The organism is Niabella aquatica (assembly GCF_054779315.1).
In genome coordinates, this window is record NZ_BAAGYM010000004.1 from 160,621 (window position 1) to 186,199 (window position 25,579).

Sequence of the window (25,579 nt, forward strand, 5' to 3'; positions counted from 1 at the left end):
TTTATTATTGTTTTCAGCCAAGAGGAACCTTTGATGAAATTTTTCATACCTCTTTGTTTAATTTTGGCCTGGAAAATTTCATGTCGGTTTGATTTGAATTATAGAGCTGTGAAACGGCCATAAGCCACGAAAGCAGCTAACAAGAAAAGAACAGCGTTGAAAACAATTGCTTTATTTTCTTTGTGTTTTAAGTGGTGAACTGCTGCAAATATCATTATTACCGCAAGCCCAACTGCTGCCAGGGGCGTAAGTATTGGAAGAATGCCCAATGCCAAAGGCAGGATTAAACCAATCGCTCCCAATAATTCTGATAGTCCTATAATTCTGACCGTTGAAACAGGAACTCGTTCAACCCAATTCAGCCCCGATTTCATTAGTTTGTCAATCGGCTGTGTTGATTTCATAACTCCTGCCATTGCAAACATTGCCGCAAGTATTCCCTGTGTTATCCAAAGTGCTGTATTCATTATTATAATATTTTTCTGTTTAGACAAAGATACTTACGTTTGCTTACAAAAGTATAGCAGTTACCTAAAGGTAAGCGGTAAAAAGCGAAATAATGAGCAAAGCAAACCATACGGAATGTTCTTCGGCAATGCTTCCTGTCAGAGATGCTTTGGACGTAATAAGTGGCAAATGGAAGCTGATGATATTGATTTCAATTTCGGCAGGCAACAATCGTTTTAGGGAAATTGAACGAAGTATTCCAAAAATCACATCAAAAGTTCTTTCTAAAGAATTGAAAGATTTGGAAGAGCATACATTGATTAAACGAACTGTCTATGACCAGTCGCCTGTTATTGTTGAATACACCACAACACCTTATGCCGCTTCGCTTGGCAATGTCATAAAAGCATTGAGAGATTGGGGCGTTAATCACCGAAAAAAAATCATAAAAAAATAGTCCTTTTATTGCCCGTTGCCTGTCGGAGCTTTCTTTGTTGGAACGGTCGTCCTACCATTACCGCTAACGGTTTGTTCCTTTACGTAGGCGGGGATTTTTAGCATTAAAGCCCAATCGGAGAACGGACGTTGACCCTTGCATTCCCTTTGATACGAAGCCATTCAGCCTACCTATTGCCAATACGATGTTACCGGCAGTGTTATTTTTAGTCATTTGTTCTATTTTGTTTAACTGCTGTTGCTACTTTAAGTTCAATGTAAACAAGTAAACATACAATTATTACTTCTGCCAAAAAATAAACAATTCCTAATGTTGAGATAAAAGAGTTATGTGTTATTACAAGTCCAACTGTCAAAACACAATAAAGTAAGTTAGCATAACTGATTACTCTTATGAACGGTGTCCAATTTGCTTTTAAGAAAAAGAAACACGCTGTTGAGTATAAACAGAAACACATTGATATTGCTGAAAGAAATGTCAATATTGTTTTAGAAACTCCAAAATATTCGTTGAAATTTCTCAACACAACAAACAATAAAAGTGTAGTAAGCATAGCTCCCAAACCATCTATCAAGAATAGGGTTTTAGGCTTACTCGTCAGGTAATTTATAATTTTTCTTATTGCATTGATCATTTGAGGTTATGTCTTGGTATTTGTCAGCAATTTCAAAACTTCTCTCGCTTGTTCTAAATGTCTTTGTTCGTGGGAAACGATAATATCAAATGCCGTTGTCAGTTTGTCGTACTGTTCTATAGCGTCAAGTGGTCCTTTTTTGTCCTGCATTTTGTTTGTCTGCCTGTTTGGTATGGTCGTGCTGTCAGGCAACATTGCCTGTAACGTATTGGGGCTTTGCGAGGGCGGGGATTTTCAGCCGAAAATCCTCAACCGAAGCCGAAAGCCCCAATATAACGAAAATGCTTCGTTTGAAGCATTTTCGCCCCGCTCTTGCAAAACCCCTGTTATAGGCTGGGCTTTCTGTCAACCTGTTGAATAAGTGTCAATGGAGCGTTTGTGTCAGCATAAAATAAAGCCGCCAATTCGTTTTGAACTGACGGCTTTAAGTCTTAGTGTTGTTCGTCTAGCCGGATAATGAGTAATTTGTCCATTGTAGTAACTGTCACCCGTTGTTCGGGAGTAAACCCTAATCTGTCAAGCCAAAGTCCGCTTAGCCGGATTACAGGAACAGTTGTCTGGCTCCAGCGGTTAAACTTGATGTCTGGTTGGATTTTTAAGCTTCTGACCTCTGGTCGTTTGCTTACTTTCTTCTTGGATGTACGCATAACCTTTTGAAGATTTTAAATAAGTAGCCTGACAGTGCTGCGTACATCCAAGAAGTCTTGAAGTGTGCAGGACTTGCACCTGCTCTCTGCCAGGCATATTGTTAAACATTAAAGTTGTCATTGTAATTAACTTTATGGATTGTACGCATTGCAAATATAAAAAAGATTTTCAACTTCTTAACTGTCAAAAATAAATTTTTGTCTAAATGCAATTCATACAGAAATGCAGTTTTTGTCTGAGCTAAAGTAAGCAATGTCCTGTCAGGGTTCAGGTTGGAATGTTGTTGTTTGGAACGAGGGTCTTAGCCTTGCCTATAACGTTTTGGGTATTTGCGATGTGGCGGCAATCGAAGCTCGTCAGCCGAATTTAGTACAAAAGTTTAATAGTAGTACAACTCTTCAATTACTTCCGTCAGCCCTGCTTTTGCAAATATCTCTTTCGCGGTTCGTTGTTTTCTTCTAATCAAACAGAAAATATTTCCAGTGCTTATGCCCTGTATTCCCGGAAGCATACCATCCCTGACTTGCTTCTTCTTGTTCTGTTGGAAGAAGCCAAGATGTATGACTATAAACACTATTTTCGTCTAACGGGTTATAGACCACCCATTCTCTTGTCCCAAAACGATCAAGAAGAAATCTTGGTTGTTCAAAAGAGAGGTTGTATCCTTTTCTATGGGGTGCATATAAATACTTTTCAACTCCTGCAACATCTGGATAATAGTCTTTGTTTTGTGCCTGAAGCGTCAAAGGATAAGCACCTCGTAGTGTTTGGTATTCTTCAATATGTCTAATAAATCGGTAAGCATTTTCAATTGCACGATTCCTGCTGAGCTGTGTCAGAGGCTTAGCAAGTGTCAATTGTAAAAGCAGGGTAATAATTGGAAGACAAATCAGGTAGAAAGGCAAAAAATCCATTTTATTTGCTGTCTTTCCTTTTAGCTTTTTTATTTGAGGTATCAAAAGTATCGCTACAATTATCCATAGCAAAAGAGTTAGCAGTCCAAATGATTTTCCAACACTCAAAGTGGCGAAAAGAGCAAGTATCATCACGATAACAGAACTGACAATGATAGCTGCAATGGTAAAACCAAATCGGTATTTTGACATTGTCGCCCATAAAATGCCAACTGGAACTAACGAAAGTCCTACAAGACCGAATACCTGTATCATAGTTGAAATTGGTATTGCTAAGCGGTCATAATCTCCTTTTAAAAAAGGATATGCAATTCCCAACGTCAGTAATGCCGTCAGAAATATTATGAATGTAATATGTCTAACCAAGTTATATTTTGGTACTTTCATTTTGTTGGAAGTGTCGTTTTACAATGACCGCTAACTGTTCGCGGCTTTGCGTTCGGGCGGGAATTTTACCACAAACGTGAAGCGAAGAACCAAAGCTCAAATATACAAAAAAGCGTCAAACGAAGCACAAAACCTCGCCTGACGCCAAACCGCTGTTATGTGCTGGGCTTTTCGTCACCTGTGTCGGCTTTACTGTCAAAATTCAGAAATGTGTCAAGAATAAATAATGCTGTCAAGGAAGAAGAAAAGCTGCCAATTCGTTTTGAACTGACGGCTTAAAGTCTTAGTGTTGTTCGTCGAGCCGCATAATGAGCAATTTGTCCATTGTGGTAACTGTCACCCGTTGCTCGGGGGCAAATCCTAATCTGTCAAGCCAAAGTCCACTTAGTTTGATTACAGGAACTGTTGTCTGACTCCAGCGGTTAATCTTAATGTCTGGTTGGATCTTCAGGCTACGCACATCGGGTCGCCTGATTGTTTTTCGTTTGTCGTTTCGCATGACTTATTTGTTTTAAAAGAGGTCTGACGGTGCTGCGAAACGACAAACGAAGTTTGTAGATACAGGACTTTCACCTGCTCTCCGCCAGACTTTATCTTTAATTTCTAATTTTAAGGAATTGTACATCGTTTAATCGTTTCGCACTCCAAAGATAGAAATATTTATGAAGTCTGTCAACGTCAGAATTAAATTTTTGTCAGCGTTAATTCTGTCCGAACGAGGACTTTCAAATTGTAAGTGTTAGAATAAAAACGAAAGAGTCGGTCATCAAACTACGACGTTAATTGTCGGACGGATGCTGGTAGCCTTGCCTATAACGCAGGGCTACGCTTTGCTGTTTCATACCGATTTGATACGTGGTACATCTTTGGGCAGGCATATTGATGATTATACTTTTTTTTCTTATCAGTCAAATGAGGCGTTGCACTTGTCTGAAAGAGAGCGGAAAATTGTTTTGGATTGTTTCGATAAAATCAGCTATGAACTGGAACGTGGGGTGGACAAACATAGCAAAATGCTGATTGTTGATAATGTTGAGCTGTTTTTAAATTACTGTATACCGTTTTTATGAGCGCCAGTTCATTACACGCAACGATGTGAATAATGATATTTTAGCGCTATTTGAAAAATTGTTGACCGAATATTTCCATTCTGATAAACCGCAAACAATAGGATTGCCGTCTGTTCCCTGGTGCGCCGGTCAATTAAATCTTTCTACCAATTATTTCGGTGATCTTAAAAGGAAACAGGCAAAACAGCATTAGAATATATCCAGTTGAAAGTAACGGATTTGGCAAAACAAAAGATATTGAATAACAAAAAAAACATTAATGAGATATACACCCAATGAATACAGGTCTTTAAATTGAGTTCGTTTAATATATTCCTTTTTCTTTCAACCAACTCGTTAATAAATCTGCTATCTCCTTATTATTCAAATCTGACATTATGAAATGGGTGTTCCCTTTAATACCTAATTCTGGTAAATGAACAATAGTAACATTACCGCCATGCGCGTTTACAACTTTTGCCCATTGTCGAGCAGTGGCCAGCACATTATGCCAAAAGTTAAGCGACGCAGCATTGGTTTCTTCTTTGGGTATATAGTCTCCATAATAAACAACGATAGGAATTTTGGTTAATTTCAAAAACTCGCCAAGCGGCACGCCCTTACCGCCACGATTTCCTTCGGGTGCTTCACCTTCAGGAAAAGTAAATCCACCCGGCTCAATAGCTACGATGGCTTTTACCCTGTTGTTTTGAATGGCCGTTTTCCAACCAGGAGAACCGCCCGCGGAATGGGTAAAAAGAATACCATCGCCAGTTCTATCAAAAACCGCCGATAGCGCATTCACAATAGTGCCTTCATCCACGTTGCCGGTGTTAGGCGTCATCATCCGGTAAAACTGATCAAGTGATTTTTCGTCTTTCGGGAATTGTACACCTTCGTTAAAATTGGGATATAACCCGATACGAAATTGAGTAAACCAGGTTTGGTCATCAGGTGTTGCTGAAATTTGTCCCGGTTTTGTGGTTTGGCCTGCATCGCCACGGCCAGGCTGGTCAACAAGATAAACTCCATACCCTTTTCGTAAGAAAATATCAGCAAATCCCTCTCTGCCATCGGCAGTGGTTTGCCAACTGCGGCGGGATTGTCCATAGCCGTGTAAGAATACCATTGAATAGCGTTTCGCATTTTCAGGAACCTGGTAAAAAACATCAGCGTGATCCCCGTGCCGGGTTTGCCCGCCCTGCTGCACATTCCACGGCTTTAAGGCATCGAATACGCCTTCGCTTTTAACCACCGTACCGCCTGCCGAAAATGCCCCTTGTTCCTTAATGATCAAATTGCCACTTGAATGTGGTTTCGTTGACACACAAGATGTAATGCCAAATGCAAGAATTACCAGTAAATAAATACCAGATCGCTGTTTGCTCATTTGTTTATAATCCGCTGTTTTCCTTTTCATTTTATTAATGGCTACTATACAATTTTATTTTCCTACTCTTTTTTGTAAATGTTCGGGATACCTTGCCCCTACAATTTCGATATCCTTCAGCGCATCGCCGATAGCCGCCAATTCGCTATCGCTCAAGTGAATATCAGCACCACCTACATTTTCCTGCAACCGGTGCATTTTTGTTGTGCCCGGAATGGGGACAATCCAGGTTTTTTGAGCCAGTAACCATGCTAATGCTATTTGCGCAGGTGTGGACTGCTTTTCAGCAGCAATGGCTTTCAACAGATCTACCAGGGCCTGGTTGGCTTTCCGGTTTTCTTCAGAAAAACGGGGAACGATGTTCCTGAAATCAGATGGATCGAATTTTGTGTTTTCATCAATAGCCCCAGTTAAAAACCCTTTGCCCAATGGACTGAACGGTACAAAACCAATACCCAGCTCTTCGAGCGTGGGGATGATCTCTTTTTCGGGTTCGCGGTAGAATAATGAATATTCGCTTTGTAAGGCGGCAACCGGTTGCACAGCGTGCGCTTTGCGGATGGTTTCCACTCCGGCTTCTGATAACCCCCAATACCGGATCTTACCTTCTTTGATCAAGTTTCCGATGGTTCCGGCAACTTCTTCGATGGGCACATCCGGGTCTACTCTGTGTTGGTAAAAAAGATCGATATAATCCGTATTCAAATACCTCAATGAATTTTCCGCCACCTGACGTATACGTTCCGGACGGCTGTCCAGTCCCTTGGATGAATCCCCGTCTTTGAAACCAAATTTTGAGGCAATCACAACCTGGTCTCTGAAAGATTGTACCGCTTTCCCTAAAAGAACTTCATTTTCTCCCTGACTATAGGCTTCAGCGGTATCAAAAAATGTAACGCCCAGATCGTAGGCTTTCCTGATTAAAGAGATAGCATCAGCTTCTGGTGTTGCAGGTCCATACCCAAAAGTAAGTCCCATACAACCTAAGCCTAATGCGGATACTTCCAGTCCGCTATTTCCCAAAAACCTTTTTTCCATTTCTTGTGTTTTTTAATTTAATCCTGCAAATTTCCGACCTGGAAATGAAGCTATTGGTATACAGATTACTGGTTTTACTACCATTATTACTGATTGGATGCCGGGATTCGCTCCTGTTATCAGGGAGTTTGTACTTTTACATTAGAAAACAAGGATATGGAAAGAGCGATCATCTTTAATACCGTTAACGACTATAATGTCTTCAACAATAACCCCACCTTACATCCGTTGGTAAATATTGTGGATCTTTCTAAGGCTGACCCCAGATCCGGTCACCGGATGACCTTCAATATCTTTTGTATTGTGCTGAAGAATATAAAATGCGGGGATATCCGGTATGGCAATAACTATTATGACTACCAGGAAGGGACTTTGGTTTTTTTTTCTCCTGGCCAGGTAATAGATGTAACCAATCCGGAAGTCTATCAGCCAACGGGAACGGCGCTGACCTTCCATTCGGACCTGTTACTCAATACGCCGCTTGGGAAACGAATGAATGCGTTCAGCTTTTTTTCTTACCAAACAAATGAAGCACTTCACCTGTCAGAACGGGAAAAAAAGATCATACTGGAATGTTTTGATAAAATTACTTATGAATTAAGCCAGTCCATCGATAAGCACAGCAAAACGCTGATCGCATCCAATATTGAACTGTTTTTAAATTATTGTACCCGGTTTTACGACCGGCAATTCATTACCCGAGAAAATGTTAACCGGGGGATACTGGAAAAATTTGAAGAATTGTTAAACAATTACTTTGTCTCTGAAAAACCGCAGCTGATCGGTTTGCCTTCGGTTGCTTATTGTGCCGGCGAGCTGCATTTATCTGCTAATTACTTTGGAGACCTGATAAAAAAAGAAACCGGTAAATCGGCTCAGGAATATATCCAGAATAAAATAATTGACACAGCAAAGAATAAGATATATGATGCTGGCAAAACCGTAAATGAAATTGCTTATGAGCTGGGGTTTAAATATCCCCAACATTTTACTCGCTTATTTAAGCAAAAAACCGGCGTAACTCCTAATGAATACAGGAACATGAACTGAAGGGGATAGTTCTTCCGTTTATTTGAAGCATTAACGACGATTACGTATCAAATCTAACCGTTTGGCTACAGGAGATTGTTAAAATCAGACATTAAGCAGTTCATTATTTTTAAGAAACCTGTTCCACTGCTGTGATAACTTCATGAATGCCGAACGGTTTATTAATAAAAGCTTCAGCGCAGGCGTCTTCTACATTGCTAAACTGATATGCCGACATAATGATCACTGGTATATGGTTTGTTAAGCCGTTTCCTTTTATCTTTTTGCACAAATCAATACCATTACCATCGGGAAGCATAATATCCAGTATGATTATATCAGGAAGCTTTACTGCAAGGGCATCATTCAGATCTTTAGCTGAACTACCTGTTCTAACCTCATAAAGCGCGCCCTTAAGAATATATTCTATCAAATAGCGTATATCATCATCATCTTCTATTATTAAAACATCTTTTTTCACACCTAATAAAATAAATTACTTAATAAACTGTTTCTAATTCTTCTTTCGCGGAAGTGAAACGGTAAAAACAGACCCGCCGCCTTTCTGACTTTTTGCTTCTATTGTTCCTCCATGTCGAACAATGATTTCTTTGCTTATATATAAACCAATTCCTAACCCGGAAATATTTGACCGGGCGTCAACGGCCCGGTAGAACTGACTAAAAATTTCAGCCAAATGTTCATTATCAATGCCAATGCCTTCGTCCCTGACTGACAGATGAATGTTGTCACGCGATTTCCATATTTTTATTTCAACTTCTCCTCCTGATGGAGAATACTTAATAGCATTATTAACCAGGTTTGTAAGTACCTGCTCCAGCCGAATTCTATCGGCATAAACGATTATGGGCTCCCTGTTTTTAACGCTAAGGGTGTGTTTTTCAAAGTGGATAAAGCTGGAGAGTACATCCGTTACCATATCAACAGTATTAAAGTATTCATAACGAAGCTGAAGTTTTCCAAGTTGAACGCGGGAAACATCCAAAAGATCGTTCAGTAACATTATTAATTTATTCACTTGCCGACTGCATCTTTCAAGCAAACTGAAATTAATACCCTCCGGGAAAACATTCTTCTGTAACACTTCTAAAAATCCTCGCAAAGAAGTGATAGGCGTTTTTAGTTCATGAGTTGCCAGTGCAATAAATTCGTCTTTTTTTTTGTTCAACATTTTAATCTCCTCATAAAGCTGTTCTTTTTCCTGCTTGGTCCTAATGTTTTCAGAAATATCCCGCACAATTTTAGATGCTCCAATAATTTCATGGTGCTCATTAAATATCGGTGACAAAGTAAGAGAAATGGGGATTTGTCTGCCATCGCTGGTAACACGCATTGTTTCAAAATGTTCCAAACGCAAGCCTTTGGAAATTTGTTGTATGATAAAATCCTCTTCGTGTATCCGGTCTTCTGGTATGATCAATGATATATGCTTACCCAGTACTTCTTTTTCTGAATATCCAAAGAGCCGTTCAGCAGCGGGGTTCCAACTTGTTATAATACCCTTCAGGGTTTTACTTATTATTGCATCCTGAGAAGAGGATACAATCGCTGCCAGCAATGCCTGTTTCTCTTCTGCTAATAATCCCAAACTCTGGTTATTCATTTTATAAAGTATGTAAGTAACGCGCTGGGAACCTTTTAGAGCCAGGGGTTCCAACAATCTTTAAAAAACCACAATTTTCAATCCATAAAAAAGGTTTTGGACAAAAAAGCCTCTGTTGCCCTATAATACAGTGCCCGCAGGGAGTTAGTTTATAACGGATGTTGTATTCTATGCATATTAGTAACAACTCTTTAGTATTTAAACCTGCTCTAACAGCTATTTAGATGGCATTCAAAAGCAGTGCCTTTTCATGCATAGTTTAATTTCTATAATGCTGTTCTTTCCTGACGCAGTGCTGCCTGCTGACTCCTGGTGAGGAAAATATTACCCCTTCTTTCTCTTGAAAATGAAAAATAATATCTGAACGGTATACACTTCTGCGGCGAATACTTCTGTTGATTTGAAGGAAAAACGATCTTTGGTGAGCCGAGAGGTGGGAGAATTTTTTAAAACAGAACGTTCCGTATGGATGAAAGAGAAGGCTGATAAAAATCGCTGCAGCTATTTTGGACGCTGGAATTCTACAGGGCGGTGAAAGCGCTTCGCCTGATCCAGTGAAAAGCAGATACTTCACTTTTGGCATTGTCTGGCAGATCACGTGTGATTGTTTGTTCAATCATTCTGCCTTCAGAAAGGCTGGAAAGGCCGGCCAGCGATGCATAGTAATTGATCAGGAAAAGCACCTGGTCTCCGTTATTCTTATCAAAACTTCTGCGGCTGGGCTGACCACTAAAAGAAGGTTGTGTTTTGTTCCAGGTATAATGAGTACCGACAAGGTCTTGTTTTTGAAAATGCATGGTATTTATTTTTAAATGAGAATTAAAATGAAGCAACCTGACTTTTAATAGATCGTTATATAATTATAGTAAGAAAGGGCCATCCGGCCCCTTCTTACTATAATTTACCATCTTCTTTTTTCAGACCGGTCTTCCCTTTCTTTTGCTGCGGTAACGGCAATTCTCCTGCCATCGACATCCTTGCCATCCAGCTCTTTCATTGCAAATGTGGCATCTGAAACCGAGCCCATTTCTACGAACCCGAAACCCCGGCTCTTACCGGTGGTTCTATCCATAATTACTTTAGCAGAAGACACCTGTCCGAAGGAGCTAAAAAGTTCGCGCAAATCATCATCAGAGGCATAAAACCCCAGGTTTGAAACATACATGTTCATTGTAATAAATTTTTCTGTTAAAAAATAGAGGCTAAATGCGGCAGCAAAAAAAGAAGAAGGAGAAAAATAAATGCTATTGGTGCGTAGTAGATATGTAACTGATCCTGACTTGAAGTGATGGAGTATTTATGCCTATCCTTGTAAAGATAAGGCTTTTCAAGCAAGCACGGTTTTTTCTTTTCTTAGCGGTAAGAGAATTAATGCTGGGTTCAAAAACAAAATAAAGCCGAAGGAATAACATTCTATATCCACCAGGTTCCCTGTTCCGTAAGATTATGGGATTTTATAAACAAATGGCTGATGTCGCCGGGAGAAGAAAACATACTACGCGCGTAGCCTGGTGTTATGAGTTCTATCATATCATTTTGGAGATTTATAGAACAGATCTCAAATATGTCCGTATCCTCTTTACGTTCTTCATCAAATTGCTCTTCAGGAGCTCCGCTGGAAGGAAATCTTTTTATAATATCTCCTTTCCGCAATAACGGTACCTGTGCTGCTGTTATCTTTTTGCTGATCATACAAAATAATTTATAAGGTAAACGGACTATATTGATAATTAAGTGGAAACTGAAGGGAAATAAACGTGCAGATCAGAAGGCGTCTGCTGCCAGGAAATGATTCGTATAAAGGGGTCGCTAAAAAGGACAAGCTTTTTAATTCTTGTCCCTGAGGTTCTCATAAAATAGGATTCTTACGGTATGTTAAGTAAGCGAATGGCCCAGGCCGCGGTTATGGGTTGCACCTTTTTAAGGATATTGATCACTTCTTCCCTTTTTTTATTAAGCCGGGTTCCTACCCGGGCGAGTAAGTCATTCTCTTTGCCTTTTTCAAATTTCAGATCGGCATCCACCAAAAGCGGATATTTTTCTTTAAGGGTCTTTGACTGGCTGCTCCAATCTCCTACTATTTTGAAATTTTCATTTTTCCTGATGTTACCTGTGTTCATAATATTTACTTAAATTGTAACGAATTTGTTACAGAACAAAGATCATCCATCTTTAAGGTATTAATGTTACAAACAAGTTCAATAAACTTACAAATATCACAGGTTTTCCAGGTTTTGCTTGCGCTTTAGCTTCAGCTGCCTGTAAAAAAAGAAGGAGAGCATCCTGTTACTTTCTTAAGCTGGTTGGGTAACTGCGCTGCACTGCTGTAATGAAGTCTGTAAGAAATTTCTGTCAGGTTCAGCTCATCCTAATAATTCAGGGTCATATTTAAGCAGAATTGTCAGGGCCAAAGCCTCATCTCATAACCCGCTTCTGAAAACAGGATCTTTGATTAATTCAAAAATCTGCTTCCTGGCGGTGCGTGATTCGGGGAAGTCAAATAACATCCAGGCATGTATCATCTCCGGATACTCAAAATAACGGAACGGAATACCTCTGGCATCTGCAATCAGCTTCAATTTTCTGGTATCTGCTACCAGCATTTCATTTGTTCCCGCAAATACAGAGATAATGCCCAATCCTTCCAAAGATCCGTATATGGGGCTAAGCAGGAAATGATGCGGATCCGTATCTCCGGCGTATGCGCGCCCTGCCATAAGCAGCCCTTTTATACCAAGAAAAGGGTCTCTGCTGTCCAACTCCTCTATTTCTTTATTTGAGAGTGTAATATCAAGCCAGGGGGAAAGCAATATAATTTGCGCTGGCTGACTGATATTATCCTTCTTTAGTTGTTGTGCTACAGCTAATGCCAGACCTCCGCCAGACGAATCTCCCATTAAAATAACATTCGCAGGGTCAGTGTTTGCAATAACCTGTTTATATACTGATATAACTAACTCAGATGTAGCCTTATAGGTATATTTTGGCGCCAATGGATAATCGGGTGCAATGACGGTACAGTGTGTTGATTCAATCATTTGCGTAATAAAAGACCAGTGCAGTTTGGTAAATCCCTGAACATACGCCCCTCCGTGCAGGTATATAATATGTATGCCGTTTTTTGCTGCAGGATGGCTTAGCATAAATACATTATGCCCGGAAGCCTCCAATTTTTCAATATGTAACCGTTTTTTAGCAAAAGCGGATGGTTCCGAACAATCTAAAAAGCTGGTTTTTCCTGACTGTAGTTGTCTTTTTAGAAAATCTTTTTTATTTACTACACGCAACAACGCGGTAAACAGCCTGCTTTGTACACTTGCCAAAATCTGTTTTTTAAGTCAGGAAGAATTTTTCCGAGACCATCCATACTTAACAAAAGTTTGAAATGATTGTTGTAAATAGATATACGCGTAGGTTTACAAAACGGTGCCGGCACATGACTCATATAACTCAGCATAGAAAGCATACTGATGATTTCTGGTTACGCCTGGATAATGCTGCTAAGATATATCCCGCCATTAAGGATCATGAACTCACCTCGGTGTTCAGAGTAGCAGCCGTATTAAAACGCCCGGTTAGGATCCAACTTTTTATGGAAGCGATTCAGGCAATAGAAACCCGGTTTCCCTATTACAAAGTAAGATTAAAAGCCGGCTTTTTTTGGTACTACCTGGAACACAGCGATCAATCCATACCAGTAGAACATGACACCGGTACGCCCTGCAGATCCTTTCGCCCTAAAGAATTGATGTTTAGGGTACTTGTTAAAAAAAACCGGGTCAGCGTAGAGTTCTCTCATATACTAACAGATGGCATGGGCGCGCTTGAATTTTTAAAAAAACTGCTTGCTACTTATTTTAAAAAATGCGGCACCCTGCTTACGCCGGATACCTGCAGTAGTTTACCGGAACAAATGGCTAAAGAAGAATACGAGGATAGTTATAACAGGTGTTTTAAAAAGATAAAGGTTCCGCATATTAACATAAGCAATGCTTTTCATATACCCTTTTCGCTAAAAAGTGTACCCAGGTTTGATGTGCTGATTGCAACATTGCCCTCCGCATCCATCCTGGACAAAGCGAGGGAGCATCATGTAAGCCTTACCGAATACGTTACATCAGTATATCTGTACGCTTTGCAAAAGGTGTATCTCGAACAGTCTGTGTTGATGAAGAAGATAGCACGCAAGATCATACGCGTTGAAGTACCCGTTAATTTGCGTAAACTGTATTCTTCAAAAACAATGAGAAACTTCTCTCTCTATGTACTTCCGGGGATAGATATGCGCCTGGGAACTTATTCATTTGATGAAATCATAAAGATTGTTTATCACCAAATGCAACTCGAAACAGATAAAAAACTGATCAATAAAATGATCTCGCGTAATGTAAGCGGGGAAAGGAACACGTTTATAAGAAGCCTGCCGCTTTTTATCAAGTCACTTTTTTTATCCCGTTTATATACCGTTGGCACAAAGCAGTACAGTGGAGTTGTTACCAATATGGGCAGGATCGACCTGGGGTGTCAGGCAAATGAACTGATTGATCAAATGGTTTTTATAGCGCCTCCGCCCAATAAAATATTGAAGGTAAATTGTGCTGTGGCAGGTTTTGGTGACAAGCTAATACTGAGCTTTGGCAACATTAGTACGTCCAGAACATTGGAAAAGCACTTTCTTACATTTTTAACCCATCAGAATATACCTGTGAAAATCAGCAAACATGAAATGTAGCATAAGAAAATATTCATTTTTATACGCCGTGTAATGAATATTTTCTCTATGTGAAGTTCCATGTGACCATAGAAACCATTAAAAAGATACACATGAAATTTTGTAATAATTGCGGTGTAGAGCTGGAATCATACATGAATAAATGCCCGCTCTGCGGACAGGAGGTTTCAATAGCAGGTTCGGCGGAGGGAACGGTGGATGCAGAAGAGATTCATGAACCTGGTTTTTTAATCAGAAAAATGTCCCCAAAACAAAAAAATCTTGTCTGGAATGTTCTTTTCCTCATTTTTCTTGCGATGATCCTTGTTCCACTGGTCATAAACCTGGTTGTTAGCCACACCTTCAGCTGGTCCCAATACCCCATGGTCATTTGCCTGTCTGCCTTTATTTATATAACGCTTTTTGCTTTCTGGAAGCAGGGTTTTATAATAAAGCTCACCGGCAGCTTTATAGTTTCTGCAATACTCCTGGTATTAGTGGACAGTTCTATAAAAGGAATAAGCTGGCCGATAGAAGTAGCTATCCCCATCTTGTTTACAGGTAATCTTATTACAGCGGTTTTATATGCAATCATCATTCATGTAGAAAATAGAGGCATCAATATTATTGCTTTTGTTTTCCTGGGCAGTGGCTTTTTATGCCTGGGAATAGAAACTATTATTTCTTTTTACCGATTTAAAACAGTGTATTTAAGCTGGAGCCTGATCACTGTTTCCTGTGCATTCCTCATTTTTCTCATATTAATCTTTCTTCACTATAAGTTAAAATGGGGGCGGAACCTGGAAAAAACCTTTCATTTATAAAGATGATTATGAGCTTAAATACAGATATAAATTCCATCAATATGATTAAATAAGATTATCCTCTTTGTAAATTTTTTGTCCTGGGTGTCAAAACCTGACAATCTATATTGTATAAAATGAGAATTGGAGTTTAAACCGGTAAGCAGAAAATAAAGATTACATTTACAGTAGTGCGCGTCAAATTTAAACATAGTTCTTCTGAAATTGTATATTAAAAATATGGTTTGTATTCGTTGCAAGATGGTTGTGAAAAATGAGCTTGCTAAGTTGGGATTGGATCATTCCCTCGTGGAATTGGGAGAAGTGGAAATTGCCGGGGACATTACCGATGAGCAACGCAATTTTTTGAGAGCAGCATTAGTAAGATCAGGTTTAGAGCTAATGGATGATAAAAAAAGCGTGCTGATTCAAAAAATTAAAAATACGATTATTGAACTCATTCATTATTCTGAAGAGCCTCTTGTCGTTAATCTCTCCGATTATTTAAGTGAAAAGCTACATTACAATTACACTTACCTGGCAAATCTTTTCTCTGAAGTGCAGGGAACAACGATCGAAAAATTTTTTATTGCGCATAAAATCGAACGTGTAAAAGAACTGCTGGTATATAACGAATTAAATCTTACCGAAATAGCCTATCTGATGCATTATAGCAGTGTGGCGCATTTATCTAACCAGTTTAAAAAAGTGACTGGTCTTACTCCTTCCCACTTTAAGCAGCTTAAGAACAAAAGGCGCTCCATGCTGGACGATGTATAGGCAGCAACCGGTCTTAAATCAGCTATATGTGAATATTATAACCTTTTGTTAAAAAAGTGTAATAGTTAAGACATTTAATAGCGTGATATTTACATGTAATTTAAGTATTTCTATTATTTAATCTTCATTATGATAGCATTTTTTAGCTTTATTATACTTCGATCTTTTCTGTTTAGAAAGAATAATATTCCAATCCTGCAGGAAGCAAGAAAAAATGAAAACGCGGGGTTGTTTCACGAAGCAATACAAGACTACGAAAAGGCGCTTATTGAATTAAAAACAACGAAGTTTCACCATAAACTGAAAAATGAAATTGTCAATAAGATCAAACTGTTACATACAGTTCTTAATTATAATAAGAATATATGTTTCACACGATGATACCGCTTTTATCTAATCACCGAAAATAAAATTATTCAAAAATGGCAACAGCTTTTATCTCATTAGAGAATGCTGTACCTGTGGTTGTGAGTGAACAAAGCATTCCCATAAAGGTTGTTTCTGCACTGGTACATGAAATTCGTAGCCCATTGACAGACATCACTCTGTCTACCCATATTTTAAAGACCGGCATTTCTGATAATCGGCTAACTACTTTCCTGGATATCATAACCAGGGGTTCAGAAAGAATTGACGACCTGTTAAAAAAAATACTGAATTCAGGAACGGCGAATGAAGTAACAGAAGAGGACAATACTGTGCATCAATTATTAGATGAGGTACTGGCAATTACGGCCGACAGTCTTTTACTCAAGCAGGTTAAGGTAAATAAAAACTATGCTAAACAGAATTGTGCCGTTGTATTTAACATATCTCAAATGCGTATAGCTATTACCAATATTGTCATCAATGCAATTAATGCGATGGCTACCGGCCAGGGAGAACTAACTTTTCTTACAAAAGCGGTTGATAGGGGATATATATTACAAATCGAAGACAATGGCTGTGGTATTTCGAAAGATAACCTGGAAAATATTTTTAGCCCGCTTTTTACAAAAAGACCAGGAGGCCTTGGGTTAGGGTTAGCGTTAACACATGATATTCTTATTTCCAATCACATAAAAGTAACCGTAGAATCAGAACTTCAAAAAGGAACCCGGTTTGTTTTGTTATTTGAAAATCCCTTTTACACTTATCCCTGCAACTCCTAATTGAATTATGGATATCATAAATCAAAATCACACTAATGAATGATTACTATGTGATCATCTTACGTAGTCATCTTGAATAAGGGGGAAATTTGAATGATCGTTGTTTTTCAAATCCATTGAAAGAACCTGAATGAATAAAAAGTTATGATGATTTTAATATATACTCCGAATTGGTAAACTATATGTGAATGATGTAACTATTTAGAACAAGCGTGTAATAGCTAACCACATAAATAGCTGCACCTTTGGTCTGTGAAAATTCTTTCACAAAGAAAATTTTTTAAAATGAATACAACAAACGACAAAGCGGGCAAAAGCTTTAAAATTACCGGTGATTGGTCTGTACAATCTAAAAATCTCAAAAATAAATTTCCTCAGCTGACAACAGAAGATCTTAAGTATACAACGGGGCAGGAAACAGAACTGGTTAAAAGGGTCTCAGCAAGACTTGATAAAAAACCTGAGGAAGTAATGGGTATTATTGCAAAGGGCAACCTGACTAAATAGCAAACCATCCTATGGAATCCATGAACAATAAATCAACAATTATTGTAGCGCGTTGAGACACGTGCAAAAGAAAAGGCAGAGATGAAAGCCTGTCTTTTCTTTTTATTTCAGTTTAATTTAATCCTAATAATATTGGAAAATTCCGAAATAGAAAAATCTAAAGTCTTCATTATTGTTGAGATACTTGAGTACATCTCTAATTCAGTAGTTATCAAAACAATTATCCGAAAAACAACCGGAAATGTAAGTGCGGTTTCTTTTGATTCAGGGGAGGCATTATCGGAAAAGACATCTCCGTTTGACACTTTTATACAGATAATAGAGGGGAAGGCGGAAGTACTTATTGATGGAATTTCAAATTTGTTGCAAACTGGTCAATCTATAATCATTCCCGCGCATTCCCGAAACACAATAAAAGCAAATGAGCGGTTTAAAATGATCTCAACAATCATAAAGAGCGGTTACAATGAATAGATGCTTATTCAGGCTGCTTTCAACAGCAGATAACTTTATTTCATTGCTCCACATATATGTATATAAAATTAGGGTATAAACATGTTGTGTTCTTTGAGTATTGAAAGGTCAGTAAGCAATAGTAATATTTTTTATGCCTGATCAACTTTTAAGTTCAGATAAGGATAATACGGCTGTGATGTTTAATGATTTTACGCATTCCGTTAAAAGTTTAAAAAAGTTTATCCGTTCCGGAAACCTTTTTACCATTATGCTATTAGATGCAAGTATTATTCATTATAATGCAGCCACATATGCAGATAAATTTGATGAATGGCTTCGTAAACATAAAGTGGAAAGCATAAATCAGACAGAATAATGAGATTAACTGCTGCAATAAATATATATACCTGATCGCCTCTTATCCATGAATATTTTCTTTTGTCAGGTGATCAGTATTTTTTCACCAATTAAATATTAAAACCATGGAAATTTTATCTTGGGTCATTTTTGGATTAATCGCCGGCATTATAGCTAAAGCGTTGCATCCGGGTAAAGATCCCGGTGGCTGGATCATTACAATAATCATAGGTATTGCCGGAGCCTTCCTGGGAGGCTGGATTGGCAACATAATAGGCTGGGGTGAGCCCAGTAATTTTAGCATCCGGAGTTTTATTCTGGCAGTTGTGGGTTCGCTTATTTTATTATGGGTTTATAGTATAGCCACGCGTAAAAGGAGCTCCGGATCATAGAATAGCAAATGCAGGAAATAGGAGCTTCTAACACAGGTTCCGTAGTGTATAACCGGACTACAGTAATGCACGCCAATAATCCCGATACTATTATCCGGTAGTATTTATGCGAAGATCGGCAAAGCAGGCCGAAAAGGACAAATTTAAACGATATTTACAATGCATCATGAAAACAGTAAACGAACTAAACCGGGATATTATAAACAGAATGATGCAGGTACATCGCGAATTCCCTGAATTATCTAAATACATAAAAGAGATGTCTGTAAAAGTTTCGGGAATGAGCGCAGAGGGAATAGATTGTAAAGACCTGGCAGAATATTGTGATTCTTTGAAGGAGTTAGTAAAAAAATATTCTAAAACTCATGGCAGGTGACAAATCAGGCAGCGCATTAACCTTTCAAAGAATCTGCTCTTATTTTTAAATTGCCGCAATTCTTTGGCATCCCTTTTCTTTTTTTAGGTTTATGAAACAACGTATATACCTGACTTTATGGACCATAGTAATACCGGTTTTAGCCTGGCTTGCATATTGGGGTGTTTCGATGGGGGTGAACAATGGAATTTTTCACTTATTGATTGCACTCTTGTTAGTCGGCAGCGTTCTTGCGGCCGTACATCATGCAGAAGTAGTAGCTCACCGTGTGGGAGAACCTTTTGGAACCCTGGTACTTGCATTGGCCATTACTGTAATCGAAGTAGCGCTAATAGTTTCTTTGATGTTGACAGATAACGGACATGGCACGGCAGCCCTTGCCCGGGACACCGTTCTGGCAGCAGTCATGATCATACTTACGGGGATTGTGGGTATTTGTCTTCTGGTAGGGGGTGTTCGATACAGAGAGCAGGTTTTCAGCCTCCAGGGAGTTAGCGCTGCACTGGTTACTTTAACTGCCATATTGGTTTTTACGCTTATACTGCCCAATTTTACTACAACTAGATCAGGCTCCGAATATACACCTCTACAACTGGGGTTTGTTGCTACAGGATGCCTCATCCTCTACATTGCTTTTACATTGGTTCAGGCTATCAGGCACCGGGCTTACTTCCTGCCTCCCCATGCGGAAGGAAACGAAGAGGCCTATGCTGAACCTCCAACAAACAAAGAAACATGGGGCAGTGTATTCCTGTTGATCCTTTGTCTTGGAATAGTGGTACTACTTGCTAAAGTTTTAGCCCCTGATGTAGAACGCAGCGTTACCAAAGCGGGAGCTCCCAAATCCTTAGTGGGTATTATTATAGCAGCAGTGGTACTACTTCCCGAAGGACTTGCAGCTTTCCGCGCTGCCCGAAAAAACCGCCTGCAAACCAGTCTTAATCTGGCCTTTGGATCTGCTCTTGCCAGTATAGGGCTTACCATTCCTGCTGTAGCTGTAGTATCCATAACAACCGGCATGAAAATCACATTGGGTATTGATATGAAGGCAATGGTACTGTTAGTACTGGCACAATTTACAATTATGCTTTCGCTTGCAACTGGGCGCACCAATATATTGCAGGGTATAGTACTTTTGATGATATTCGCAGTTTACATCTTTTTGACGATTGCACCCTGACAATATTTCCCTGAACAGTTATGTGTGACGTACCGATTTTTACAGTTGTTGCGCACCGGATCATAGTTTCTCCGCCTCCTGATTCATACGGTATGCCTTTTCCAATCGCTCAAAATATATTTGGTTTTCCTTTTCTTTTATACTTCTTGTTGAGTAGTTCGGGTAGCCGCTTACTACTCCAGTTTTTTAATGCACTTGATGTAGATTACCAGGTTTTTATGTTCACCTTTGCGAAACAGTGTAGCATACGAACCCACTATCGAAAGAATGGTGTAGGTATTGATTGATGAAAACGGTGGCAGTAACTTCACTTTATCGCCGATCTTGAATGGTAACATGTCTCAAAGATACTTATTTTAAACCCGATGGGTTCTATTTGCCAGATATCGCGATAATTAAATCTTTTCCTGCCTTGTTACTTTATTTGTTTATCTTTACAACCTGTTAATTGATGTTAAGAGGAACTCTTTCAAAGTTTGTTGCAAATTGCAATTAGTATTTATCCTGCTTTAAAGCAGGTCTTCTCCCGATACTTCCTTTCTTGTAATAAGTTACTACTTGATTAGAAAACATGGGTAATTATATACCCTGGAAGGACTTATATTATTTATTAAATCTTCTTTTATAAAAAAGCTATCATTCAAAAAATCAGAAGCGGCTGATTTTTCTACTATATTAAAGAACCGTGTTGCAGCCTATCTTAAGGTTAACGGTAAAAGCAGGTTCGGTAACCGGGCTATGATATTAAAGACCGCTTTTATGTTGTTGCTTTACTTTGTTCCCCTGGGTATTATTTGCTTTGGCGGTGTTACCCACACCTGGCATTTGTTCGCCTTATTTATACTTAGCGGGTTTGGAATGGCAGGTATAGGGATGGGTATCATGCACGATGCATTGCATGGTTCGTACTCCAAAAGCAAGAATCTGAATAAATGGATGGGGTACACCATGAACCTCATTGGAGCCAGCGATGAAGTATGGAAATTACAGCACAATGTATTACACCACAGCTTTACTAATATTGATGAGCACGACGATGATATTAATGCTCCCTTTTTTCTGCGCTTTTCACCTCATGCCAAAAAGAACCGCCTGCATTCTTTCCAACACTATTATGTCTGGTTATTCTATGGCTTGTCTACCATATCCTGGATCACTTCCAAAGATTTTATCAGGCTTAACCGTTACAGGAAGATGGGTTTGATCAAAGAAAAAGCCGGGTACCGCCGCCTCCTCTTACGAATTATTTTCTGGAAGCTGGTGTATTATTCCTATGTACTGGTATTACCGCTGTTGTTGACTTCCTTTGCTCCGTGGCTGGTGATCCTGGCTTTTTTAATGATGCATTTTGTAACGGGCTTTTGTATATCCATTGTATTCCAGGCGGCCCATGTAATGCCGGATACTTCTTACCCTTTGCCGGATAGTGCCGGCCAGCTGGAACATGAGCGGCTGGTACATCAATTGGCTACAACCTGCAATTTTGCTCCCCGAAGCAAATTATTCTCGTGGCTGATCGGCGGTCTTAATTTCCAGATTGAGCATCATCTGTTCCCGCATATTTCCCATGTGCATTATAAGCGTATAGCGCCGATTGTAAAGAAAACCACCGAGGAGTTTGGTATACCCTATTACAGCTACTCCACATTTTTTTCCGCCGTAAAGAGCCATGGCATGATGTTACGCAAATTAGGCGCGATGCCTAGCGCGCTAAAGGACTTGAAGCAATTGAAGTAAAGCTGGTAAGATAAAAATACTAAGCAATCCGCATGTACGGCTGTTATTGTTATTGCTGCTATAATGTACAATAAATGAAAAAGGGGCCTCACGGCCCCTTCCACTATCTGCTGTTTTATTTACCATCTTCTTTTATCAGAACGGTCTTCCCTTTCTTTTGCTGCAGAAACAGCAATTCTTCTGCCATCGACATCCTTGCCATCCAGCGTCTCCATTGCAAGATTAGCATCCGAAACCGAACCCATTTCTACGAAACCGAACCCGCGGCTCTTGCCAGTAGTTCTGTCCATAATTACTTTTGCAGAGGATACCTGCCCGAAGGAGCTAAAAAGTTCGCGCAAATCATCATCAGAGGCATGAAACCCCAAATTTGAAACATACATGTTCATTGTAATAATTTTTTTATTAAAAATAGAGGCTAAATGCAAGCAGCAAAAAAGAAGAAAGAGAAAAAATAAATGCTAATATTATGTAGTAGATATTGTAACTGGTCCTGCCTTGAAATGACGGAGTATTTATGCCTGTCTGTATAAAGGTAAGGCTTTATTTACAAAGAACAGATTTTTTTTCTTGTCTTTACATTTTCTGGAAAGAATCCGCCTGAGTTCATAGAATACCTGCAAATAATAAATCAGTACGCCGCTTTAAACCGGTATGATTGCTTTTTTAATGTCAGTAACGATGTAACAGAGCGCTCCGCTTCTTAGCTCTTTATACCAGTCCCAATCGTCTAAATGCATAGTATTTCCGTTTCTCGCATAATTATTTAACAACGCAATGGCGTCCCCGGTAAACCGGATATTGGCCGATATGATTTCCTTATCAGCGCCCAGGATCTTCAGCATATGAGGTAAATTAAAAATTAAAAAAATACTTTATTAATATTAAAAGTGCTTTTCGTAAGCAGAACGCCCTTCTTATATAATACTATAGAAAAGGAAAATATTTTTTGGGGCGGAGAAGAGGTTGGAATAAATTGACCCAGAAAATGCTTTGCTATATCTGTAGTAAGCTAAAGATACGCTTTATCAGCAGTACTAACAAATAATACTTTATATGGTGTATTCTTCCTCCAGGCAATACGACGTAACGAGCAAATTCATCCTTTCTTTTCAAAATTCACGTGGCATATCTGTATAGCATACCAGGCCAGAAATGATGAATAAGATGATAGCCGTCATTACAACATGTATGGTTATACTTAATGTTAATGCGGTAGTGGAATTGGTATAAAATATCTTCCGGGTCATTAGAATTTATAAACGAACGCTGTGTCCAATTTATAATCTATCCGGGCATACATTTTTGTTAACATCTATAGGAACATTACAGATATCTTGGTATCTTTAATTGATTTAAATTACTTAATTGATTGTTTCTACTGTTTTAGTAAGGCAACCACATAGTAAATAGAACTTGTATATGCCTTTACTTAAAACAATCATTCATGAAGTATACTTCAATCATTACCGGCTCGGGAGCCTATATACCCAATGAAAAGCGTTTAAATACTGATTTCCTACAGCACGCTTTTTTTGAACCGACAGGAACACCTATCCGTGATGCAGCTGATACCATTATTCAGAAATTTAAAAATATTACCGGAATTTGTGAAAGACGCTATGCCTCCTCATACATTCATACTTCCGATATGGCGGTGGCGGCTGGCTGGCAGGCAATAGAATCCAGTGGTATAGATCCGGAGACGTTGGACCAAATTGTAGTGGCACATAATTTTGGAGATATTTCCCAGGCTACTATCCAATCCCGAAATGTACCTTCCCTGGCCTGTAAAGTAAAGCACATACTAGGCATTAACAGGCCGGAGTGCATAGCCTATGATGTATTGGTAGGTTGTCCGGGATGGCTACATGCGGTTATTCAATCCCATGCCTGGTTTACCGCGGGGATGGCACAAAAAGTATTGCTGATAGGTGCAGAAACGTTGTCCCGTGTCATTGATCCCGCCGACCGGGATAGCATGATTTTTTCTGATGGAGCAGGAGCTGTTGTAATGGAATACAAACCGGCAGCCGGCAGCAATGCGGGAGTGCTGGGTTGCAGTGCGCAGACCCACAGCAGAGAAGAGGTGGATTACATCAACATGGCCGGCAGCTACAGGCAGAATGGCTGTGATACAATGTATATTAAAATGAAGGGGCGAAAAGTATACGAGTATGCGTTAAAGCATGTGCCGCTTGCCATGAAGGAATGCCTTGATAAAAGCGGCATTTCTATCAACGAGGTTAGCAAAATTCTGATCCACCAGGCCAATGAAAAAATGGATGAAGAAATTGTAAAAAGATTGTACGGGCTGTATGGAACCACTCCTCCGCCAAATGTAATGCCTATGAGTATACAGTGGCTGGGGAATAGCTCAGTAGCTACTATTCCCACATTGTATCATTTAGTACGAAATAATAAAATAACAGGCCATGAAATTTCAAAAGATGATATCATTCTTTTTGCCTCTGTAGGTGCGGGAATGAACATCAATGCGGTTTGTTACAGGGTCTGATCACTTTTAAAAGAAAAAGTATGGAACATGATTCCATTTATATAGTAACCGCTTTCCGGAAAGCGGCCAATAAACTGTTTGAAGAACTATATCATGATTTTACAGAACGGATAAAAAAATTAGATCGGCAGAGGGATGAAAATGTATTCCAGCAGTTGCACAGCAGGTACGAACAGCAGTTGCAATACCAATTGGGCCTGGAGGCCAAAGATTTGATGCGCACTTATAAACGAAACGACATATTACAGTTACAGCAATCGCTTACCGAACATATTGCGTATTGCCTGTTGGAGTTTAAAAGAAAAGCCGGTAGCCTTTAGAAGGCGCCATCAGCCGGTAATCTCCAGCTTTGTAAATCCATCTCCATAAAAAACACGGGCCAGATCTTTATTTCCGGTCTTGTCATATTCAGCAATCCTGCTTTCATCTACAATCCGCCAAAAATTTTTCAGCTTTAATTCATTATAGTCTGTTGTTTGTATAAATAGCCCTTTAATTGAAGAACGACTTTTAAACCAGATCTCGAATACGGGTCGGTTTTGTTTTTGTATGGCGCTGCCTATTTGTTCGGATGTCATATAAGTAAATATATTTATCGGGAAGGTTTGTGACGTAACAGGTTTGTTTATAATTATCAATGGTCTATAAGTGCATAATTATTGTTCAACGATTATGCCTGATAATATGGGCTTCATTCATCCAGCTAAACTGCATGTGAGCCCGGTGCTGTCTTTTAAAAATACATGGTATCAAATTCAAATAGTGATCAAAACACTCGGAGGACTGAAGAAATACCCAACTCCCCCAATTCTGTTATCAGGCTTCCCTATTGAAACCCAACCGTTATTTATGATTGATTTTGGTTAAACTGCGTGAATGAAAACGGAAAGAGACAGGAATACAAAAAGTCAGAGAAATAAGAACCGTAGAAAATTTAAATTACTTTATGTGCTATTGCGTTGCTGAAGATACGCTATTAATAACATACTACAAC

At 39.1% G+C, this 25,579-nt stretch carries 35 protein-coding genes; 17 read left to right on the forward strand and 18 right to left on the reverse strand.

What is annotated here, in order from left to right; translation table 11 throughout:
• Window positions 1-98: 98 nt before the first annotated feature.
• Complete coding sequence (locus tag ACYVBM_RS04515; RefSeq protein WP_460684433.1) at window positions 99-467, reverse strand: DoxX family protein; 369 nt, start codon at window positions 465-467, stop codon at window positions 99-101.
• Between the two features lie 92 nt (window positions 468-559).
• Here ACYVBM_RS04515 and ACYVBM_RS04520 point away from each other — a divergent pair, with 92 nt between their 5' ends.
• Window positions 560-904, forward strand: coding sequence for a winged helix-turn-helix transcriptional regulator (locus tag ACYVBM_RS04520; RefSeq protein WP_460684434.1), 345 nt, complete (start codon window positions 560-562; stop codon window positions 902-904).
• Between the two features lie 205 nt (window positions 905-1,109).
• Here the strand turns inward: ACYVBM_RS04520 and ACYVBM_RS04525 are convergent, their stop codons facing one another.
• The 4 genes from ACYVBM_RS04525 to ACYVBM_RS04540 form a co-directional block, all read right to left on the reverse strand.
• Complete coding sequence (locus ACYVBM_RS04525) at window positions 1,110-1,538, reverse strand: hypothetical protein (protein ID WP_460684435.1); 429 nt, start codon at window positions 1,536-1,538, stop codon at window positions 1,110-1,112.
• Between the two features lie 431 nt (window positions 1,539-1,969).
• Window positions 1,970-2,185, reverse strand: coding sequence for a SymE family type I addiction module toxin (locus ACYVBM_RS04530; protein WP_460684436.1), 216 nt, complete (start codon window positions 2,183-2,185; stop codon window positions 1,970-1,972).
• Between the two features lie 459 nt (window positions 2,186-2,644).
• Window positions 2,645-3,487, reverse strand: a complete 843-nt coding sequence (locus ACYVBM_RS04535; RefSeq protein WP_460684437.1) for a hypothetical protein — start codon at window positions 3,485-3,487, stop codon at window positions 2,645-2,647.
• Window positions 3,488-3,770: 283 nt separating this feature from the next.
• Complete coding sequence (locus ACYVBM_RS04540; protein ID WP_460684438.1) at window positions 3,771-3,986, reverse strand: SymE family type I addiction module toxin; 216 nt, start codon at window positions 3,984-3,986, stop codon at window positions 3,771-3,773.
• A 295-nt stretch (window positions 3,987-4,281) separates the two neighbouring features.
• Here ACYVBM_RS04540 and ACYVBM_RS04545 point away from each other — a divergent pair, with 295 nt between their 5' ends.
• The gene (locus ACYVBM_RS04545) at window positions 4,282-4,557 is read left to right on the forward strand and encodes a hypothetical protein (RefSeq protein WP_460684439.1); all 276 of its coding nucleotides are present in this window, start codon (window positions 4,282-4,284) and stop codon (window positions 4,555-4,557) included.
• Window positions 4,558-4,861: 304 nt separating this feature from the next.
• Here ACYVBM_RS04545 and ACYVBM_RS04550 read toward each other — a convergent pair whose 3' ends face one another.
• Together ACYVBM_RS04550 and ACYVBM_RS04555 are read right to left on the reverse strand one after the other, a co-directional pair.
• The gene (locus ACYVBM_RS04550) at window positions 4,862-5,956 is read right to left on the reverse strand and encodes an alpha/beta hydrolase (RefSeq protein ID WP_460684440.1); all 1,095 of its coding nucleotides are present in this window, start codon (window positions 5,954-5,956) and stop codon (window positions 4,862-4,864) included.
• 24 nt (window positions 5,957-5,980) lie between these two features.
• The gene (locus tag ACYVBM_RS04555; RefSeq protein WP_460684441.1) at window positions 5,981-6,964 is read right to left on the reverse strand and encodes an aldo/keto reductase; all 984 of its coding nucleotides are present in this window, start codon (window positions 6,962-6,964) and stop codon (window positions 5,981-5,983) included.
• 156 nt (window positions 6,965-7,120) lie between these two features.
• Between ACYVBM_RS04555 and ACYVBM_RS04560 the strand changes: the two genes are divergently transcribed.
• Window positions 7,121-8,014: a helix-turn-helix domain-containing protein gene (locus tag ACYVBM_RS04560; protein ID WP_460684442.1), complete on the forward strand. Its 894-nt coding sequence runs from the start codon at window positions 7,121-7,123 to the stop codon at window positions 8,012-8,014.
• Between the two features lie 109 nt (window positions 8,015-8,123).
• Here the strand turns inward: ACYVBM_RS04560 and ACYVBM_RS04565 are convergent, their stop codons facing one another.
• The 7 genes from ACYVBM_RS04565 to ACYVBM_RS04595 all read right to left on the reverse strand — a co-directional run bounded on the left by ACYVBM_RS04565 (window position 8,124) and on the right by ACYVBM_RS04595 (window position 12,940).
• A complete protein-coding gene (locus tag ACYVBM_RS04565; RefSeq protein ID WP_460684443.1) occupies window positions 8,124-8,474 on the reverse strand; it encodes a response regulator transcription factor in 351 nt (116 codons plus the stop codon).
• Between the two features lie 33 nt (window positions 8,475-8,507).
• A complete protein-coding gene (locus ACYVBM_RS04570) occupies window positions 8,508-9,617 on the reverse strand; it encodes an ATP-binding protein (RefSeq protein ID WP_460684444.1) in 1,110 nt (369 codons plus the stop codon).
• A 521-nt stretch (window positions 9,618-10,138) separates the two neighbouring features.
• Window positions 10,139-10,414, reverse strand: a complete 276-nt coding sequence (locus ACYVBM_RS04575) for a hypothetical protein (RefSeq protein ID WP_460684445.1) — start codon at window positions 10,412-10,414, stop codon at window positions 10,139-10,141.
• Window positions 10,415-10,518: 104 nt separating this feature from the next.
• On the reverse strand, window positions 10,519-10,788 hold the full coding sequence (locus tag ACYVBM_RS04580) for an RNA recognition motif domain-containing protein (protein WP_460684446.1): 270 nt from the start codon (window positions 10,786-10,788) through the stop codon (window positions 10,519-10,521).
• 242 nt (window positions 10,789-11,030) lie between these two features.
• On the reverse strand, window positions 11,031-11,309 hold the full coding sequence (locus tag ACYVBM_RS04585) for a hypothetical protein (RefSeq protein ID WP_460684447.1): 279 nt from the start codon (window positions 11,307-11,309) through the stop codon (window positions 11,031-11,033).
• Window positions 11,310-11,482: 173 nt separating this feature from the next.
• Window positions 11,483-11,737, reverse strand: coding sequence for a hypothetical protein (locus ACYVBM_RS04590; RefSeq protein WP_460684448.1), 255 nt, complete (start codon window positions 11,735-11,737; stop codon window positions 11,483-11,485).
• A gap of 300 nt (window positions 11,738-12,037) precedes the next feature.
• Window positions 12,038-12,940 carry an alpha/beta hydrolase gene (locus tag ACYVBM_RS04595; protein WP_460684449.1) on the reverse strand — a complete coding sequence of 301 codons (903 nt, stop codon included), beginning with the start codon at window positions 12,938-12,940 and terminating at the stop codon, window positions 12,038-12,040.
• A gap of 113 nt (window positions 12,941-13,053) precedes the next feature.
• Between ACYVBM_RS04595 and ACYVBM_RS04600 the strand changes: the two genes are divergently transcribed.
• The 10 genes from ACYVBM_RS04600 (at window position 13,054) to ACYVBM_RS04645 (ending at window position 20,330) form a co-directional block, all read left to right on the forward strand.
• Window positions 13,054-14,349, forward strand: coding sequence for a hypothetical protein (locus ACYVBM_RS04600; protein ID WP_460684450.1), 1,296 nt, complete (start codon window positions 13,054-13,056; stop codon window positions 14,347-14,349).
• Window positions 14,350-14,441: 92 nt separating this feature from the next.
• Complete coding sequence (locus ACYVBM_RS04605) at window positions 14,442-15,152, forward strand: DUF6320 domain-containing protein (RefSeq protein ID WP_460684451.1); 711 nt, start codon at window positions 14,442-14,444, stop codon at window positions 15,150-15,152.
• Between the two features lie 240 nt (window positions 15,153-15,392).
• Complete coding sequence (locus ACYVBM_RS04610) at window positions 15,393-15,911, forward strand: helix-turn-helix domain-containing protein (RefSeq protein ID WP_460684452.1); 519 nt, start codon at window positions 15,393-15,395, stop codon at window positions 15,909-15,911.
• Window positions 15,912-16,333: 422 nt separating this feature from the next.
• Entirely contained in the window at window positions 16,334-17,062 is a 729-nt protein-coding gene (locus ACYVBM_RS04615) for an ATP-binding protein (RefSeq protein ID WP_460684453.1), read from the forward strand.
• A gap of 285 nt (window positions 17,063-17,347) precedes the next feature.
• Entirely contained in the window at window positions 17,348-17,569 is a 222-nt protein-coding gene (locus tag ACYVBM_RS04620; RefSeq protein WP_460684454.1) for a hypothetical protein, read from the forward strand.
• Window positions 17,570-17,701: 132 nt separating this feature from the next.
• Complete coding sequence (locus tag ACYVBM_RS04625) at window positions 17,702-18,043, forward strand: cupin domain-containing protein (protein ID WP_460684455.1); 342 nt, start codon at window positions 17,702-17,704, stop codon at window positions 18,041-18,043.
• A gap of 133 nt (window positions 18,044-18,176) precedes the next feature.
• Complete coding sequence (locus tag ACYVBM_RS04630) at window positions 18,177-18,401, forward strand: hypothetical protein (RefSeq protein ID WP_460684456.1); 225 nt, start codon at window positions 18,177-18,179, stop codon at window positions 18,399-18,401.
• 106 nt (window positions 18,402-18,507) lie between these two features.
• Window positions 18,508-18,774 carry a GlsB/YeaQ/YmgE family stress response membrane protein gene (locus ACYVBM_RS04635; protein ID WP_460684457.1) on the forward strand — a complete coding sequence of 89 codons (267 nt, stop codon included), beginning with the start codon at window positions 18,508-18,510 and terminating at the stop codon, window positions 18,772-18,774.
• Window positions 18,775-18,940: 166 nt separating this feature from the next.
• Window positions 18,941-19,150 carry a hypothetical protein gene (locus ACYVBM_RS04640; RefSeq protein ID WP_460684458.1) on the forward strand — a complete coding sequence of 70 codons (210 nt, stop codon included), beginning with the start codon at window positions 18,941-18,943 and terminating at the stop codon, window positions 19,148-19,150.
• Window positions 19,151-19,241: 91 nt separating this feature from the next.
• Window positions 19,242-20,330 (forward strand): calcium:cation antiporter, encoded by a 1,089-nt coding sequence (locus ACYVBM_RS04645; protein ID WP_460684459.1) that lies wholly within the window; start codon window positions 19,242-19,244, stop codon window positions 20,328-20,330.
• 173 nt (window positions 20,331-20,503) lie between these two features.
• Here ACYVBM_RS04645 and ACYVBM_RS04650 read toward each other — a convergent pair whose 3' ends face one another.
• Entirely contained in the window at window positions 20,504-20,668 is a 165-nt protein-coding gene (locus tag ACYVBM_RS04650; RefSeq protein ID WP_460684460.1) for a hypothetical protein, read from the reverse strand.
• A gap of 421 nt (window positions 20,669-21,089) precedes the next feature.
• Between ACYVBM_RS04650 and ACYVBM_RS04655 the strand changes: the two genes are divergently transcribed.
• On the forward strand, window positions 21,090-22,067 hold the full coding sequence (locus tag ACYVBM_RS04655) for a fatty acid desaturase family protein (protein ID WP_460684461.1): 978 nt from the start codon (window positions 21,090-21,092) through the stop codon (window positions 22,065-22,067).
• A gap of 119 nt (window positions 22,068-22,186) precedes the next feature.
• Here the strand turns inward: ACYVBM_RS04655 and ACYVBM_RS04660 are convergent, their stop codons facing one another.
• Both ACYVBM_RS04660 and ACYVBM_RS04665 read right to left on the reverse strand, forming a co-directional pair.
• The gene (locus ACYVBM_RS04660; protein WP_460684462.1) at window positions 22,187-22,456 is read right to left on the reverse strand and encodes an RNA recognition motif domain-containing protein; all 270 of its coding nucleotides are present in this window, start codon (window positions 22,454-22,456) and stop codon (window positions 22,187-22,189) included.
• Window positions 22,457-22,711: 255 nt separating this feature from the next.
• Window positions 22,712-22,912 (reverse strand): hypothetical protein, encoded by a 201-nt coding sequence (locus tag ACYVBM_RS04665; RefSeq protein ID WP_460684463.1) that lies wholly within the window; start codon window positions 22,910-22,912, stop codon window positions 22,712-22,714.
• Between the two features lie 602 nt (window positions 22,913-23,514).
• Between ACYVBM_RS04665 and ACYVBM_RS04670 the strand changes: the two genes are divergently transcribed.
• Window positions 23,515-24,585, forward strand: coding sequence for a 3-oxoacyl-ACP synthase III family protein (locus ACYVBM_RS04670; RefSeq protein ID WP_460684464.1), 1,071 nt, complete (start codon window positions 23,515-23,517; stop codon window positions 24,583-24,585).
• A 20-nt stretch (window positions 24,586-24,605) separates the two neighbouring features.
• Window positions 24,606-24,905, forward strand: a complete 300-nt coding sequence (locus ACYVBM_RS04675) for a hypothetical protein (protein WP_460684465.1) — start codon at window positions 24,606-24,608, stop codon at window positions 24,903-24,905.
• A 9-nt stretch (window positions 24,906-24,914) separates the two neighbouring features.
• Here ACYVBM_RS04675 and ACYVBM_RS04680 read toward each other — a convergent pair whose 3' ends face one another.
• On the reverse strand, window positions 24,915-25,163 hold the full coding sequence (locus ACYVBM_RS04680; RefSeq protein ID WP_460684466.1) for a hypothetical protein: 249 nt from the start codon (window positions 25,161-25,163) through the stop codon (window positions 24,915-24,917).
• 94 nt (window positions 25,164-25,257) lie between these two features.
• Between ACYVBM_RS04680 and ACYVBM_RS04685 the strand changes: the two genes are divergently transcribed.
• Window positions 25,258-25,452, forward strand: a complete 195-nt coding sequence (locus ACYVBM_RS04685; RefSeq protein ID WP_008582820.1) for a hypothetical protein — start codon at window positions 25,258-25,260, stop codon at window positions 25,450-25,452.
• Window positions 25,453-25,579: the final 127 nt, after the last annotated feature.